Below are 15,055 nucleotides of genomic sequence, written 5' to 3' on the forward strand. Positions count from 1 at the left end.
CTCAACAGCGTGCTGAACATCGCCTGGTTTGACCGTATGGGACTACCCAGACTCTCATGACCTAAAACTCTCGAACCGCCCGGTGCGGACCCGCATGCCGGGTGGTGTGGGAGGGGCGCAGTCTAGGAAGACTGCCCCCTATCCCGATCGGCGGCTGCGGGGTCAGTGCAGCAGGCCGTTGCCCGGCGCCATCGAGGGCACCTTGAAGAAGCCGGTGCCCGCCGTGCCCTTGCCGATTTCTTCCTCGGTGGCTTCCCGCACCGACTTCACGGTCATGTCGAGCCGGATGGCGATACCGGCGAGCGGGTGGTTTCCATCGAGCACCAGGTGCTCGGGGTAGACCTCGCTTACGGCGTAGAGCACATCCTTGGGCATGTCGGGATTCACGCCCGGCGGCAGGGCCGCGCCGTCGAAGGTCATGCCTTCTTCGGTGCCCTCAGGGAAGAGCGCGCGCAGCTCCAGGAAAAGCAACTGGTCGTTGAAGTCGCCGAAAGCCTGCTCGGGTTCGAGCTGCAGCTGCACCCGCGCGCCCGGCTCATGGCCCATCAGGGCCGCCTCGATCGCATCGAAGAGATCGTCGCCGCCGACCAGAAATTCGACCGGTTCGTCCAACACGTCGAGCACTTCGCCGAGCGTGTCTTTCAGTGTCCAGGTCAGGCCGACCACACATTGTTCAGAGATTTCCATTGCAGAATTCTCCCATGGAGATAAATCAACCCTTGCCCATGCTCGGCGGCTTGAGCGCTCAGCAGTTCATGCGGCGTCACTGGCAGAAGAAACCGCTGCTGGTCCGACAGGCCGTACCCGACATGGTGCCACCGATCGACCGCCGGGCCCTTCTTGCCCTGGCCGAGCGTGAGGACGTCGAATCGCGGCTGATCCGCCGCGGCCGGAAGGGCTGGACGCTGCGGCACGGTCCGCTGCCGCGCCGGGCCCTGCCTTCGCTCAAGGAGCCGGGCTGGACGCTGCTGGTGCAAGGCGTCGACCTTCATCACCAGGGTGCGCATGATCTGCTGCGGCAGTTCCGCTTCGTGCCGGACGCGCGGCTCGACGACCTCATGATCAGCTATGCCAGCGACACCGGCGGCGTCGGCCCGCATTTCGACAGCTACGACGTCTTCCTGCTGCAGGCGCAGGGGCGGCGGCGCTGGTCGATCGGCAAGCAGCGCGATCTGCGCCTGCAGCCCGATGTGCCGCTCAAGATCCTTGCGCATTTCGAGCCCGAGCAGAGCTTCGTGCTCGAAGCCGGCGACATGCTGTACCTGCCGCCGCGCTATGCGCACGATGGCGTGGCCGTGGGCGACGACTGCATGACTTACTCGATCGGGCTGCGCTCGCCAGCCGCCGCGCCGTTGGGCGCGGACCTGCTGGTGCGCATCGCCGAAGCACAGGCCGAGGCGCTGGAGGACGCGACGGCGCGCGCCGCGGTGCACTACCGCGATCCGGACCAATCCGCTGCGCAAACCCCGGCCGCGATGCCGCCGGGGCTGCAGGCTTTCGCACGCGAGGCGGTCAAGGCCGCCCTGCGCGATGTCGATGTCGTCGACCGCGCGCTGGGCGAATCGATGACCGAGCCCAAGGCCAGCGTCTGGTTCGAGCAGGGCGAGCTGCCTTCCGCATGGAGCGGCGTCATGCTCGACCGCCGTACGCGCATGCTCTACGACGAGCGGCATCTCTACATCAACGGCGAGAGTTTTCGCGCCTCCGGCCGCGATGCGCGGCTCATGCGGCGCCTGGCGGACGAGCGCGTGCTCGGGCCGCGCGATCTGGCCGGCGCGAGCGACGATGCGCTCGCGCTCCTGAGCGATTGGTGCGAAGCGGGGTGGCTGCATGCCGAGTGAACAGGCCGAACTGCCGGAAGGTGCATTCGACGGCCGGCAGGCCTTCGTGGGCCACTTGCACCTTGCCTTTGCGGCCGCGGCTCAGCAGAACTGGCGCGAGATCGTTCTGTGCGATCCCGATTTCGGCGACTGGCCGCTGGGCGAGCGCGAGGTGGTCGATGCGCTGCAGGCGTGGTCCGCGGCGGGTCGAAGCTTCGTGATGCTGGCGCAGCGCTTCGACGTCTTCGATCGCGAACATGCGCGCTTCGTGCACTGGCGCAGGATGTGGAGCCACATCATCGATTGCCGGGCTCGCAAGGGTCCGGGGCTGCCGCAGGTGCCGAGCGCCATCTGGACACCGTCGTGGTTCATGAACCGCATCGACGTCGAGCATGCGCGCGGCGTCTGCGGCCGCGCGCCCGAAGACCGGCGCGCATTGCGAGAGCGCATCGACGAATGCATGCGTCATGCGCGGCCGGGCTTTCCGGCATCGACACTGGGCTTGTAAGCCAATGCCGCGCTCACGTTTCGATACGCGATTCGACGGAGGCGGGCACCTAGAATTTTCTCTTTGAGAACCCTTAGGAGCCATGCCATGCAAAAGTCCGTCCTGCTCGCCTCATTGATCCTCGCTGCCGCCGCATTGACCGCTTGCGGCAAGAAAGAGGAGCCTGCTCCGGCCGTCGTCACGCCACCGCCCGCCGCGGTGACGCCGCCCGCGGCGCCCGCGACCCCGGATACTTCCGCTGCGGCACCCGCGCCTTCTCCCAATGCGTCCTCCGCGCTGGATGCGGCGAATGCCGCGACCGACGCGGCAAAGAAGAAGGATGAGACGAAGCAATAGTCGTACGGCCTTCGAAGCAAGGCCGCCCTTGGAGGCGGCCTTTTTTCATCCGGTCAGAGATCGAGCCAGGGCGAGCCGTCCGCCGCGGTGGCGGTGAGCATTTCATGTTCGCTGGCGCCGAGTGCGTCGGCCATCATCCGCCGCACGATGTCGGGCCTGTTGTTCTGCTCGCTCAGGTGCGCGGCCAGCACATGGCGCAGGCCATCGTGGTGCACCGCGCGTGCGATGTCCGCGGCCGCGGTATTCGAGAGATGGCCATAGTTGCCACCCACGCGCATCTTCAGGAAGGGCGGGTAGGACGATCCGGCCAGCATGTCGCTGTCGTGATTGAACTCGAGGAGCAACGCATCGAGTCCCATGAGCCGGCCGAGCACATGCGGTGTGGCATGCCCGATGTCCGTCAGTACGCCCAGGCTGCGCGCGCCGTCCGTGCAGCGCAACTGCAGCGGTTCGCGCGCATCATGTGGCACGGTGAAGGGTTGCACGACGAGCTCGCCGACCGTGATGTCGGCGCCGTCGCGCGCGAGGTGGAGCCGTCCTTCGAAATCGCGCGCACCGGCGGCCAGCCAGGTGCCTTCGCTCATCCACACCTGGATGCGATCGCGACGCGACAGGGCGTGCGCGCAACCGATGTGGTCGCCGTGCTCGTGGGTGACGAAGATGGCATCGATGTCGCCGGCCACAAGGCCCGCGCGCGCCAGCCGCGCGTCGAGATGCCGCAGCGCGAAGCCGCAGTCGATCAGCAGCCTCGATGTGCGGCCGCCGCTGGTCGCTTCGACCAGCGTGGCGTTGCCGGTGCTGCCGCTGCCAAGACTGCGGAAGCGCAGCATGGGTCTACTTCAAGTCGTCGGCGATGACCTGAACGATGCGCTGCGCGTTGGCGGAGGTCTCCGGCGCACCGGCTTCGCTCAGCACGGAGACCGTGCTTGCGTTGCCTGAGCCCTTGACCAGGATGCGGAACTTGAGCGGCGCTTCGGGCTTGCCGGAGCCGAAACGGTCGAACAGCTTGCCGAAGAAGCCGGGCTCCTTCTTGTCCGGATTGGGCGTCACGTAGCGCACGAAGTAGGTGCCGGCGCTGCGATCGCGGTCTTCCACCGTGAAGCCGGTGCGGTCCAGCGCGAGGCCCACGCGGCGCCATGCGCGGTCGAAGTCCTCGTTGATGTTCAGTATCGGCTGGCCGCCCACGTTGGCGATGGTGGCGGTCTTGGTCGCCGCCGTGGTCGAGGCCGCGATGATCTTCGACTGCTCTTGCGAGACGCCCAGCTTCACCATCAGGCGGCGCAGGAATTCAGTCTCGAGCTCCGGGTCGGAGGGGCGTGGCTGCCAGGTGGTCTGGTCCTGCTGCTTGGTGGTGTAGATCTCCTGCATGCCGCGATGGCTGATGAAGATGTCGGTGCCACCATCGGGGTTGCGCTCCAGCCGTGTGCGGAAGCGATCGAGTTCGCCGGTCGAATAGACCGAGTCGAGCAGCTTGCCCACGGTGCTGCGGATGATGTCCTGCGGCAGCTTGGCCCGGTTCTCGGCCCAGTCGGTTTCCATGATGCCGAGATTGCGCTGGTCGGTGGTCAGCAGGAAGCCGTTCTCCTGCCAGAAGTCGCGCACCGGCTCCCAGAGCTGGTCGGCGGGCCGCTTGATGACCAGCCAGCGCTGCGTGCCGTCGCGCTCCATGCGCACGTCGCCCACGGCGCTCACGGCCGTGGGGGCGCCGGGCGCGTTGTTGATGCCTGTCTGGTATGCATTGGCGCTCACGGCACCGCCGGGGACGGCATAGCGGTTCTCGCGCGACAGCTGGGTCAGGTCGGGTGGCACCTCCAGCGTGGGTGCCTTGCCGGCGCTCTTGTAGTCGATCTTGTCGCCCTCGAAGGCCGAGCATGCGGCGAGGCTGGCGACCAGGGCCAGCATTGCGAATCGCGAAATGGTTTTCAACGTCGTCTTCCTTGTTGGAACGTTTGGCGCAGTCAATGGGGTGCTGCGCTCGGTGTGTCAGAGCATGGCGCGCGCAAAAGGTTGCCGGCACCCCCGCATGGCGCCGTAAAGAGGGATCAGTCCTTGAGCAGCCCGCTGGCGCGCAGCGCCGACTCGACCACGGGGCGGCTGGCTTGCGAGAGTTCGGTGAGCGGCAGGCGCATCGTGCCGCCGCACAGGCCCAGGCGCGCCATGGCCCACTTGACCGGAATCGGATTCGGCTCGACGAAGAGTTGGCGATGCAGGGGCATCAGCTCGAACTGGATCTGCATCGCGCGCCGCGTGTCGCCGGCGATCGCCGCCACGCAAAGCTCGTGCATCTTGCGCGGCGCGACGTTGGCCGTGACGCTGATATTGCCCTGGCCGCCGCACAGCATCAGCGCGACCGCCGTCGGGTCGTCGCCGGAATAGACGGCGAAGGTCTTCGGCAGGTCGCGGATCAGCCACTGGGCCCGCTCGATGTTGCCGGTGGCTTCCTTGATGCCGATGATGCCGGGCACCTGGGCGAGGCGCAGCACCGTGTCGTGCGCCATATCGGCGACGGTGCGGCCGGGCACGTTGTAGAGCACGGTAGGCAGGTCGCCCACGGCTTCCGCGATCGCCTTGAAGTGCAGGTACTGGCCTTCCTGCGTGGGCTTGTTGTAGTAAGGCACCACCTGGAGCTGGCAGTCGGCGCCCACGCCCTTGGCGAACTTGGCGAGTTCGATGGCTTCCTTGGTGGAATTGGCGCCGCAGCCGGCCATGACCGGGACGCGTCCTCGCGCCTGCTCGACCGCGACGCGGATGATTTCGCAGTGCTCCTCGACGTCGACCGTCGGCGATTCGCCGGTGGTGCCGACCACGCCGAGACAGTCCGTGCCTTCGTCGATGTGCCAGTCGATCAGCCGGCGCAGGGCAGGGTAGTCGACACTGCCGTCATCAAGCATCGGCGTGACGAGCGCCACGATGCTGCCTGTCAGTTGCTCCAAGGGGGATCTCTTTATGGGTAGACCAAAAGCAGGCATTCTAACGGGGCCCTCCGACCGGCCCCTTCGCGCACTTCGCGACCCTCCCGAGCGATGGTGAAGGCCCGGCATCCTTCCGTCAGCCGGCGGCTTCCGGGAGGCGTCAGTCGGGGTCGAGCCGATGGCGCGGCGGCTGCGGCATCGACGGGAGGGGCCTGACGGCGGCGATGCGCTGGACGAAGCGTTCGGGCTGCGCGAGGAATCCATCCTCATAGGCCACCACCCGCAGGCCGGCGCAGGCTTGGAGCAATTCACCGGGCTGCAGCAGAAAGTCGGCACGGGCGGGCTTGCCTACGGTCTCGTTGCCCGCGGCGAAGGTCTCGTACAGCAGCACGCCGCCTGGCGCCACGGCAGCCACGATGTCGGCCAGCCGGGGGCGCCAGAGGTAGTTGGTGACGACAACAGCCCCGAAGGCCCGTCCGGCGAAGGGCCATGGACCCTCTTCGATGTCGGCCAGCACGCTCTCTCCGAAAGCCCGAGCCGCCTCGACAGCTTCCGGTGAGCGGTCCACCCCCGTCACGGAACAGCCGCGCCCGGCGAACCAGCGCATGTGCCGGCCCGACCCGCAGGCCACGTCCAGCACCGTGGCGCCGGGCGCGAGCAGATGCGACCAGCGCACGATCCACGGCGAGGGTGTCAGCGACGAATGTGCGTGCGCGCTCAAAAGCAGGCCCAGATCTGGTCCACCAGCGTCACGAGGAAGGCCGCACGCGTGTAGAGCGCGAAAGCGCCCGCCAGCGCCAGTGCCGCCGCCGCGAACCAGCCGGCCTGGACAAGTGCATGTCGGGTATGGACGCGCATCGCTCAGGCCGGTTGGCCGACCGGCCGCGCGATCGCGCTTTCCTTGACCGGCAGGTTGATCAGCGCCGCGAACACGCCCAGCGCGATCGCGATGTACCAGACGATGTCGTAGCTGCCGGTGCGGTCATACAGGAAGCCGCCCAGCCAGACGCCCAGGAAGGAGCCCACCTGGTGCCCCAGGAACACGAAGCCGCTGAGCATCGACAGGTGGGCCACGCCGAAGATCTGCGCCACCAGTGCATTCGTCGCCGGCACCGTGGACAGCCACAGGAAGCCGATGACGGCCGCGAACACGTAGGTCGAAAGCGGCGAGATCGGCACCAGCAGGAAGAGGGCGATCGCGATGGCGCGGCCGAAATAGATGCCCGCCAGGATCTTGCGCTTGGCCAGACGCTGGCCCAGCGAGCCCGCGATATACGTGCCGAACACGTTGAACAGGCCGATCAACGCCAGCGCATAACTGGCCACTTCCGGCGAGAGGCCCTTGTCGCGCAGGTAGCTGGGCATGTGCACGCCGATGAAGACCACCTGGAAGCCGCAGACGAAATAGCCCGCCATCAGCAGGCCGAAGCTGGGGTACTTGAAAGCCTCGGCCACGGCTTGTGCGATGGTCTGGTCCCTGTGGGCGTGCGCGGCGCCGCGCTGCGGCTCGCGCAGGCCGAAGGCCAGCGGCACGATCACGAGCACCAGCATCGCCAGCACGAGCAGCGCGCTGTGCCATCCAAGGTGCCCGATCAGGAGGCCTTCGATCGGCACCATGAGGAACTGCCCGAAGGAGCCGGCCGCCGCCGCCACGCCCATCGCCCAGGAGCGGCGTTCCGGCGGAAGTTGCCGGCCGATCACGCCGTAGATGACGGCGTAGGTGGTGCCGGCCTGCGCGGCTCCGATCAGCACCCCCGCCGTGAGCGCGAACAGCAGCGGGGTCGGCGACAGCGCCATGCCGGCCAGGCCCAGCGCATAGAGCGCGGCGCCGATCAGCAGCACCCGGAAGGCGCCCAGCCTGTCGGCCAGCATACCGGCGAACACGCCCATCACGCCCCAGGAGAGGTTCTGGATCGCGATGGCAAAGGAGAAGGTCTGGCGCGACCAGCCCTGCTCCTGGGTGATCGGCTGCAGCCAGAGCCCGAAACCGTGGCGGATGCCCATCGAGAGCGTGACCACCATGGCGCCGCAGAGCAGGACCTGCTGGAGGGAGAGCGGTCTTGTCGTCGGTGTTGTTGAATTCATCCGGGGAATGTAGCGAAAAAGCCAGGGATTCCGTGCGCCGGGGGTGCGGGGACACTGTTGATATTTTTCGTCGGCGCTGATGCCGGCATCGCATGGGCACGTCTGTATGTTCATACAGCCTTTCGCCGATCGGACGTACATGGACGCCCCCTATGCCAGGTTCTCAATTCGTGCGGCTCGAAGGTAAAGATTGCACCCGTACATTCGGACTTTGATTGCAGCTTTTGGCTGCGGTCCCTGATGGGATGAGCTGGTTGACGCCTCGATCGCATACACGCACTCTGGGTGCCTCGTCCGGCGCGGGCTTTGCCAACCACGGTCTGACCTGTCTTGCCATCACTTCATGATTGCCTGAGCAACCGGTGGTTCGTTCTTCCCTGGAGCTGTTGTTGTCGTTTGGATTTCCGGCCTATGCCGCCACCCCTTGGCGCACGTATCCGGCGTCGAAGCAGCGGTCGTGCGCGAGAAGAGCCCAGACGATCCGAGCGTTCTTGTTCGCCAACGCCACCGCCGCCACGTTCTTGTTGCGCCGGGTCACCACGGCGGCAATCCAGCTACAGGCATCAGCCCTCTGGCTGACGCGATAGATCACAGAGCGTGCACCGTGTATCAGCAGCGTTCGTAGGTAGGTGTCGCCTCGCTTGCTCATGCCCAGCAGGTTGGCTTTGCCACCTGAGGAATGCTGTCTGGGAACCAGGCCGAGCCATGCTGCAACCTGGCGACCACTGTCGAAGTTCTTCGCGTCACCGATCGAAGCGACCAGCGCGCTTGCAGTGATGGGACCGATGCCCGGGATTTGGGCCAGCTTCCGACTGACCTCGTTGCCGCGATGCCAAGCCTGGATCTTCGCTTCGAGTTCCTCGACCTGGTGATCCAGTTCCTTGAGGTGGTCGAGCAGGCGTTGAACAAGCAGGCGAAACGCACCGGGTAGCTCATTGGCACCGTCTTCGATCAACTCGGGGACGCGCGTGGCGATGTAGCCTATACCCTGCGGAATGATCAGACCGAACTCGCCGAGCAGCCCACGAATCTGATTGGCTTGCGCTGTGCGCGCCCGTACAAACCCCTGCCGGACCCGGTGCAGCGCGAGGACCGACTGCTGTTCGACGTTTTTCACCGGGACGAATCGCATGTTCGGTCGTCCGACCGCCTCGCAGATCGCCTCGGCGTCGGCTGCATCGTTTTTGTTGGTCTTGACGTAGGGCTTGACGAACTGCGGCGCCATCAGCCGCACGGTGTGACCCATGCTCTGAAGCTTGCGTGCCCAGTGGTGCGCACCGCCGCAGGCCTCCATGCCGATCAGGCACGGCGGCAGATTGACGAAGAACGTGGCCATCTGGTCGCGCCGCAGCTGCCTTTTCAACACAGCCTTGCCGCGCTCGTCGCTACAGTGAACTTGGAAGACGGTCTTTGCCAAGTCGATGCCAACAGTCGTAATCTTCATGGTGGACGCCCCTCTCGGTTCAAGTGGTTGGTGACACTTCCACTTTGGCACGTTGATGCCGTTACGGGTGGGGGCGTCCATCCCATTGCATACAATCCGCCCCCATGGCGACTCCTCCCAAGACATCTCCCGCTCCTTCCGCTCCTCCCGCGTATTCCGAAGGCTCCATCCGCGTCCTCAAGGGCCTGGAGCCCGTCAAGCAGCGGCCGGGCATGTACACGCGCACCGACAACCCCCTGCACATCATCCAGGAAGTGCTGGACAACGCCGCCGACGAAGCGCTCGCGGGCTACGGCAAGAAGATCAAGGTCACGCTCCATGCCGACGGTTCGGTCAGCGTGGAGGACGACGGCCGCGGCATTCCCTTCGGCCTGCACCCGGAAGAAAAGGCGCCCGTGGTCGAACTGGTCTTCACCCGGCTGCATGCCGGCGGCAAGTTCGACAAGGGCTCGGGCGGCGCCTACAGCTTCTCGGGCGGGCTCCATGGCGTCGGCGTTTCCGTGACCAACGCGCTGTCGAAGCGGCTCGAAGTCATTTCCTACCGTGAAGGCGCGGTGGCCCAGTTGGCCTTCTCGGCCGGCGATGTGATCGAGCAGCTCCGGGTCCGGCCGCAGGAAGGCGCGGGCGCCACCAACGGCGACGGCCCGCGCGATCGCAAGCAGGGCACCACGGTGCGTGCCTGGCCGGACGCCAAGTACTTCGAGTCCCCGGTGCTGCCGATCAACGATCTCACCCATCTGCTGCGCAGCAAGGCGGTGCTGATGCCGGGCGTCACGGTGACGCTCGTCGTCGAGAAGACCAGGGAAACCCAGACCTGGCTCTACAAGGGCGGCCTGCGCGACTACCTCATGCAGACCCTCAACGGCGAGCCGGTGATTCCGCTATTCGAAGGCGCCGGCCATGCCGACCGCAACGCCGACAACTTCGCCGAGGGCGAGGGCGCCGACTGGTGCGTGGCCTTCACCGAGGACGGCCAGCCGGTGCGCGAGAGCTACGTCAACCTGATTCCCACCAGCGCCGGCGGCACGCATGAAAGCGGCCTGCGCGACGGGCTCTTCAATGCCGTCAAGAGCTTCATCGAACTGCATTCATTGCTCCCCAAGGGCGTGAAATTGCTGCCCGAGGACGTGTTCGCGCGCGCCTCGTACGTTCTCTCGGCCAAGGTGCTCGACCCGCAGTTCCAGGGCCAGATCAAGGAGCGGCTCAATTCGCGCGATGCCGTGCGGCTCGTGTCCAGCTTCGTGCGGCCGGCGCTGGAGCTGTGGCTGAACCAGCACGTCGACTACGGCCGCAAGCTGGCCGAGCTGGCCATCAAGGCGGCGCAGACGCGCCAGAAGGCCGGCCAGAAGGTCGAGAAGCGCAAGGGTTCCGGCGTGGCCGTGCTGCCCGGCAAGCTGACCGATTGCGAGAGCAAGGACATCGCGCACAACGAGGTGTTCCTGGTCGAGGGCGACTCGGCCGGCGGCAGCGCGAAGATGGGTCGCGACAAGGAAAGCCAGGCCATCCTTCCCCTGCGCGGCAAGGTGCTCAACACCTGGGAAGTGGAGCGCGACCGCCTCTTCGCCAACACCGAAATCCATGACATCTCGGTCGCCGTCGGCGTCGATCCGCACGGGCCGGACGATACGCCGGATCTCACCGGCCTGCGCTACGGCAAGATCTGCATCCTGAGCGATGCCGACGTGGATGGCTCGCACATCCAGGTGCTGCTGCTGACGCTCTTCTTCCGGCATTTTCCGAAGCTGATCGAAACCGGGCATGTGTACGTCGCCAAGCCGCCGCTCTTCCGCGTCGATGCGCCGGCGCGCGGCAAGAAGCCGGCGTCGAAGGTCTACGCGCTGGACGAGGGCGAGCTCACGGCAATCCTCGACAAGCTGCGCAAGGATGGCGTTCGCGAAGGCGCATGGAGCATCAGCCGCTTCAAGGGGCTGGGCGAGATGAGCGCGGAGCAGTTGTGGGAAACCACGCTCAATCCCGATACCCGCCGCCTGCTGCAGGTGCGGCTGGGGCGTTTCGATGTCTCGGGCACCCAGGACGAGATCACCAAGCTCATGGGCAAGGGCGAGGCGGCCGCCAGGCGCGAGTTGATGGAGTTGCGCTTCGACTCCGTCGAAATAGATGTCTAGCTCGCCCCCAGGCTTCTCGCACTTCGTGTCGGTGCGCCTGCCCCCTGCCGGGGGCGGGCCGGCCGCTTCGGGCGGCCGGGCGCGGCGCCCTCCACGCAAGGGAGAGGAGAATGAGCGCCTCGATTCTTCGACCGTTCGCGACTCGTCGTTGCACTGATCTTCGTGAAGCTTTCACTTCATCTCCGCTCGTTGTTGCTGGCCTTGCCGCTGCTGGTCTCGCAGCAGTTCGCCCATGCCGCGGACATCTTCGGCTACATCGACGAGCGGGGCGTGGCGCACTTCGCCCCGGAGAAGCTCGACGAGCGCTACCAGCTCTTCTTTCGCGGCGACCAGAGCTTCGACACCGCGAACGGCATTTCGCCGCTGGGCCGCGGCGCGCGCAGCATCGCTGGGGCCGGCGGCAAGGTCCGGCCGGCTTCGCAGACGCTGCTCGCGCTGTTCGACGCCTCGCCCAGCTACAAGACGGCCAAGGCCGCGCTGCGCGATGCATCCCAGAAGCACTCGATCGATTACGAACTGCTCCAGGCGCTGATCGCGACGGAGTCCGGGTTCGATGCCCAGGCCGTCTCGCCCAAGGGGGCGCTCGGCCTCATGCAGCTGATGCCGGCGACAGCGCAACGCTACGGCATCGCGGCCGACAAGCGCTCGTCGATCGAGACGAAGCTCTTCGACCCGCGCATCAACATCGCCACCGGCGCACGCTACCTGCGCGACCTGATCGCGATGTTCCCGGGCGAACTCGAACTGGCGCTCGCGGCCTACAACGCGGGCGAGGGCGCGGTGCAGCGCGCGGGCAACAGGATTCCCAACTACCGTGAGACGCAGGACTACGTCAAGACGGTGCTGCAGCTCTACGCCTATCTCAAGCCCTCGGCCGGTGCTGGCGGCAAGGTGCCGGGTCGCATCCGGATGGAGCTGCCCCCGCCCCGGGGCGGCGCGATCGGCCGGGGCAACCTGCCGTCGGAATCGCGCGGCATGCCCTCCATGCCGGAGGCCGCCCCAGAGGCGCAACCGGCCGCGCCATCCTTGCGCATCGACTCTCGGCTGCGCTGACGCGCGCTCGATTCATTCTCTTTCTCTTCTCTTTCTTCCATGGACTCCCAACCCCCGCTCGACCTCCAGAGCCCCGGCGATGAAGACAACGACGGCGCACTCACGCTCGCCGACTACGCACAGACCGCCTACCTCGAATACGCGCTGAGTGTGGTCAAGGGCCGCGCGCTGCCCGACATCAGCGATGGCCAGAAGCCGGTGCAGCGGCGCATCCTGTATTCGATGTCGCGCATGGGCCTCGGCTTCGGTGGCGCCAACGGCACCGTCGGCGCCAAGCCGGTCAAGAGCGCACGCGTGGTCGGCGACGTGCTCGGCCGCTTCCATCCGCACAGCGACCAGGCCGCCTACGACGCGCTGGTGCGCATGGCACAGGATTTCTCGCAGCGCTATCCGCTGGTCGACGGCCAGGGCAACTTCGGCAGCCGCGACGGCGACGGCGCCGCGGCCATGCGCTATACCGAGGCGCGGCTTGCGCGCATCACCAGCCTGCTGCTCGACGAGATCGACGAAGGCACGGTCGACTTCATTCCCAACTACGACGGTTCGACCGAGGAGCCGCGCCTGCTGCCGGCGCGGCTGCCCTTCACGCTGCTCAACGGCGCGAGCGGCATCGCCGTCGGCCTGGCGACCGAGATCCCGAGCCACAACCTGCGCGAGATCGCCGACGCCTGTGTGGCGCTCATCAAGTCGAACGGCAAGCTGAGCGAAGAGGAGCTCCTCACGCTCGTGCCCGGTCCCGACTACCCGGGCGGCGCGCAGATCATCAGCAGCGCCGCCGACATCGCCGATGCCTACCGCACCGGCCGCGGCTCCCTCAAGGTGCGCGCGCGCTGGAAGATCGAGGAGCTGGCGCGCGGCCAGTGGCAGCTGGTGGTCAACGAGCTGCCGCCGGGCGTCAGCACGCAGCGTGTGCTGGAGGAGATCGAGGAACTCACCAATCCGAAGATCCGCGCCGGCAAGAAGGCGCTGTCGGCCGAGCAGACGCAGCTCAAGGCCGTGCTGCTGTCGGTGCTCGACGTGGTGCGCGACGAGTCCAGCAAGGACGCCGCCGTGCGCCTGGTGTTCGAGCCCAAGACCTCGCGCATCAGCCAGGACGAACTCATCACGACGCTGCTGTCGCAGACCTCGCTGGAAGCCTCGTCGCCGATCAACCTCACGATGGTGGGCATCGACGGCAAGCCGACGCAGAAGTCCTTGCGCCAGATGCTCAACGAGTGGATCGCCTTCCGCGAGATCACGGTCGAGCGCCGTTCGCGCCACCGCCTCGGCAAGGTGCAGGACCGCATCCACATCCTCGAAGGCCGGCAGCTGGTGCTGCTCAACATCGACGAGGTGATCGCCATCATCCGCGCGGCGGACGACCCGAAGGCGGCGCTGATCGCCCGCTTCAACCTGAGCGAGCGCCAGGCCGAGGACATTCTTGAGATCCGCCTGCGCCAGCTGGCGCGGCTGGAGGCCATCAAGATCGAGCAGGAGCTCAAGGGCCTGCGCGAGGAACAGAAGAAGCTCGAGGACATCCTTGCCAGCCCGGCTGCGCTGCGCCGGCTGCTGGTCAAGGAGATCGAAGCCGATGCCAAGAGCTTCGAGGACCCGCGCCGCACGCTGATCCAGGCGGAAAAGCGCGCCGTCGCCGAGGTGCGCGTGATCGACGAGCCGGTGACCGTGATCGTGTCGCAGAAGGGCTGGGTCCGCACGCAGAAGGGTTGGGCCAGCGAGCGCGCCGCGGGTGCGCCGGCGCCCGAGTACAGCTTCAAGTCGGGCGATGCCCTGTACGGTGCCTTCGAGTGCCGCACGGTCGACACGCTGCTGGTCTTCGGCACTGCCAAGGACAAGGGTGTGCGCGTCTACAGCGTGCCGGTGGCCTCGCTGCCGGGCGGACGCGGCGACGGCCAGCCGGTCACCACGCTGATCGACCTGGACAGCGGCACGCAAGTCGCCCACTACTTCGCGGGCCCGCTGGGCGCCAACCTGCTGCTGGCGAACACGGGGGGCTACGGCTTCATCGCGGCGGTGGAGAACATGGTGTCGCGCCAGCGCGGCGGCAAGGCCTTCATCGACGTCGGCGAGGGCGAGCAGCTTTGCCGGCCTTCGCTGGTCGGCGGCGCAGGCGGCGCCGAGCCGATGCCGGTGGCGACGCACGTGGCTTGTGCCTCGACGGGCGGGCGCATCCTGACCTTCGAGATCGGCGAACTCAAGGTGCTCCCGAAGGGCGGACGCGGGCTCACGCTGATCGATCTGGATGCCAAGGACACCCTGGCGGGTGCGGCGGCCTACACGCGCAGCGTGAAGATCGAAGGCATCGGCCGCGGCGGCAAGGAGCGCGAGGAGACGCTGGAGATCCGCACACTCAACAATGCGCGCGGTGCCCGCGCGCGCAAGGGCAAGGCGGCCGATCTCGGCTTCAAGCCGACGAGCGTCGTGCGCGTTCAGTAGGCCCCGCCGCAGCCGCAACCCACAGGAACTTGCATGGAAGTCGGAGTCATCGGCGTTTTCGTCGCCGTGGTCAGCGCGATCGGCAGCTTCGCGTTCGCCCGCTGGCTGTCGCGCCAGCGTCGCGAGAAGAAGGCCCAGCGCGAGCGCGAGCTTGCCGAAGCAAGACAGAGCCGCCAGGTGCGCCGGGCCCGCCAGCGGCAAGACAGGCGCTGAGGGCGGCCTGCCTTCAGCTCGGCTGGGCGGCGCCCCCGGGGCGCCGCCCAGCCGCATGACCAATGCGGATAGGCCGTTTGAGCCATTGATGCGGGCCCTCAGGCGTGAAATATTCCACGCCGAAC

15 protein-coding genes are annotated in these 15,055 nt (G+C 66.9%); 7 read left to right on the forward strand and 8 right to left on the reverse strand.

Annotated elements, in window-relative coordinates; all coding sequences use genetic code 11:
* Positions 1–162: 162 nt before the first annotated feature.
* Positions 163–687: an FKBP-type peptidyl-prolyl cis-trans isomerase gene (locus AC1DNF_RS31955; protein WP_478152680.1), complete on the reverse strand. Its 525-nt coding sequence runs from the start codon at positions 685–687 to the stop codon at positions 163–165.
* Positions 688–701: 14 nt separating this feature from the next.
* Between AC1DNF_RS31955 and AC1DNF_RS31960 the strand changes: the two genes are divergently transcribed.
* The 3 genes from AC1DNF_RS31960 to AC1DNF_RS31970 all read left to right on the forward strand — a co-directional run bounded on the left by AC1DNF_RS31960 (position 702) and on the right by AC1DNF_RS31970 (position 2,664).
* Positions 702–1,841, forward strand: coding sequence for a JmjC domain-containing protein (locus AC1DNF_RS31960; RefSeq protein WP_478152681.1), 1,140 nt, complete (start codon positions 702–704; stop codon positions 1,839–1,841).
* Positions 1,831–2,328 carry a hypothetical protein gene (locus tag AC1DNF_RS31965; protein WP_478152682.1) on the forward strand — a complete coding sequence of 166 codons (498 nt, stop codon included), beginning with the start codon at positions 1,831–1,833 and terminating at the stop codon, positions 2,326–2,328. The genes AC1DNF_RS31960 and AC1DNF_RS31965 overlap by 11 nt, the downstream gene beginning before the upstream one ends.
* 87 nt (positions 2,329–2,415) lie before the next feature.
* Positions 2,416–2,664, forward strand: coding sequence for a hypothetical protein (locus AC1DNF_RS31970; RefSeq protein WP_478152683.1), 249 nt, complete (start codon positions 2,416–2,418; stop codon positions 2,662–2,664).
* A gap of 53 nt (positions 2,665–2,717) precedes the next feature.
* Here the strand turns inward: AC1DNF_RS31970 and AC1DNF_RS31975 are convergent, their stop codons facing one another.
* The 7 genes from AC1DNF_RS31975 to AC1DNF_RS32005 form a co-directional block, all read right to left on the reverse strand.
* Entirely contained in the window at positions 2,718–3,494 is a 777-nt protein-coding gene (locus AC1DNF_RS31975; protein ID WP_478152684.1) for an MBL fold metallo-hydrolase, read from the reverse strand.
* A 4-nt stretch (positions 3,495–3,498) separates the two neighbouring features.
* Positions 3,499–4,566: an outer membrane protein assembly factor BamC gene (gene bamC, locus AC1DNF_RS31980; protein WP_478152705.1), complete on the reverse strand. Its 1,068-nt coding sequence runs from the start codon at positions 4,564–4,566 to the stop codon at positions 3,499–3,501.
* Positions 4,567–4,706: 140 nt separating this feature from the next.
* Positions 4,707–5,633: a 4-hydroxy-tetrahydrodipicolinate synthase gene (dapA, locus tag AC1DNF_RS31985; protein WP_478152685.1), complete on the reverse strand. Its 927-nt coding sequence runs from the start codon at positions 5,631–5,633 to the stop codon at positions 4,707–4,709.
* Positions 5,634–5,736: 103 nt separating this feature from the next.
* A complete protein-coding gene (locus AC1DNF_RS31990) occupies positions 5,737–6,297 on the reverse strand; it encodes a class I SAM-dependent methyltransferase (RefSeq protein ID WP_478152686.1) in 561 nt (186 codons plus the stop codon).
* On the reverse strand, positions 6,294–6,434 hold the full coding sequence (locus AC1DNF_RS31995; RefSeq protein WP_478152687.1) for a hypothetical protein: 141 nt from the start codon (positions 6,432–6,434) through the stop codon (positions 6,294–6,296). Before AC1DNF_RS31995 ends, AC1DNF_RS31990 begins: the two co-directional genes overlap by 4 nt.
* 3 nt (positions 6,435–6,437) lie before the next feature.
* Positions 6,438–7,661, reverse strand: coding sequence for an MFS transporter (locus AC1DNF_RS32000; RefSeq protein ID WP_478152688.1), 1,224 nt, complete (start codon positions 7,659–7,661; stop codon positions 6,438–6,440).
* A gap of 409 nt (positions 7,662–8,070) precedes the next feature.
* On the reverse strand, positions 8,071–9,105 hold the full coding sequence (locus tag AC1DNF_RS32005; RefSeq protein ID WP_478152689.1) for an IS110 family RNA-guided transposase: 1,035 nt from the start codon (positions 9,103–9,105) through the stop codon (positions 8,071–8,073).
* A gap of 104 nt (positions 9,106–9,209) precedes the next feature.
* On the opposite strand from AC1DNF_RS32005, the gene AC1DNF_RS32010 reads away from it, so the two are divergent.
* From AC1DNF_RS32010 to AC1DNF_RS32025, 4 genes are all read left to right on the forward strand, one after another.
* Entirely contained in the window at positions 9,210–11,231 is a 2,022-nt protein-coding gene (locus AC1DNF_RS32010; RefSeq protein ID WP_478152690.1) for a DNA topoisomerase IV subunit B, read from the forward strand.
* A gap of 162 nt (positions 11,232–11,393) precedes the next feature.
* Positions 11,394–12,284, forward strand: coding sequence for a lytic transglycosylase domain-containing protein (locus AC1DNF_RS32015; RefSeq protein ID WP_478152691.1), 891 nt, complete (start codon positions 11,394–11,396; stop codon positions 12,282–12,284).
* Positions 12,285–12,323: 39 nt separating this feature from the next.
* Positions 12,324–14,717 (forward strand): DNA topoisomerase IV subunit A, encoded by a 2,394-nt coding sequence (parC, locus tag AC1DNF_RS32020; RefSeq protein WP_478152692.1) that lies wholly within the window; start codon positions 12,324–12,326, stop codon positions 14,715–14,717.
* 33 nt (positions 14,718–14,750) lie between these two features.
* Positions 14,751–14,930: a hypothetical protein gene (locus tag AC1DNF_RS32025; RefSeq protein ID WP_478152693.1), complete on the forward strand. Its 180-nt coding sequence runs from the start codon at positions 14,751–14,753 to the stop codon at positions 14,928–14,930.
* Positions 14,931–15,055 lie beyond the last annotated feature (125 nt).

The sequence above is a fragment of the Variovorax sp. 01T432 genome, from assembly GCF_056398605.1.

Coding starts and splice junctions, on each gene's coding strand:
- parC (WP_478152692.1), top strand. CDS start 12,324: ATGGACTCCCAACCCCCGCTCGACCTCCAGAGCCCCGGCGATGAAGAC.
- AC1DNF_RS31955 (WP_478152680.1), bottom strand. CDS start 687: ATGGAAATCTCTGAACAATGTGTGGTCGGCCTGACCTGGACACTGAAA.
- AC1DNF_RS31965 (WP_478152682.1), top strand. CDS start 1,831: ATGCCGAGTGAACAGGCCGAACTGCCGGAAGGTGCATTCGACGGCCGG.
- AC1DNF_RS31995 (WP_478152687.1), bottom strand. CDS start 6,434: ATGCGCGTCCATACCCGACATGCACTTGTCCAGGCCGGCTGGTTCGCG.
- AC1DNF_RS32000 (WP_478152688.1), bottom strand. CDS start 7,661: ATGAATTCAACAACACCGACGACAAGACCGCTCTCCCTCCAGCAGGTC.
- AC1DNF_RS31970 (WP_478152683.1), top strand. CDS start 2,416: ATGCAAAAGTCCGTCCTGCTCGCCTCATTGATCCTCGCTGCCGCCGCA.
- bamC (WP_478152705.1), bottom strand. CDS start 4,566: ATGCTGGCCCTGGTCGCCAGCCTCGCCGCATGCTCGGCCTTCGAGGGC.
- dapA (WP_478152685.1), bottom strand. CDS start 5,633: ATGCCTGCTTTTGGTCTACCCATAAAGAGATCCCCCTTGGAGCAACTG.
- AC1DNF_RS31960 (WP_478152681.1), top strand. CDS start 702: ATGGAGATAAATCAACCCTTGCCCATGCTCGGCGGCTTGAGCGCTCAG.
- AC1DNF_RS32005 (WP_478152689.1), bottom strand. CDS start 9,105: ATGAAGATTACGACTGTTGGCATCGACTTGGCAAAGACCGTCTTCCAA.
- AC1DNF_RS32025 (WP_478152693.1), top strand. CDS start 14,751: ATGGAAGTCGGAGTCATCGGCGTTTTCGTCGCCGTGGTCAGCGCGATC.
- AC1DNF_RS32010 (WP_478152690.1), top strand. CDS start 9,210: ATGGCGACTCCTCCCAAGACATCTCCCGCTCCTTCCGCTCCTCCCGCG.
- AC1DNF_RS31975 (WP_478152684.1), bottom strand. CDS start 3,494: ATGCTGCGCTTCCGCAGTCTTGGCAGCGGCAGCACCGGCAACGCCACG.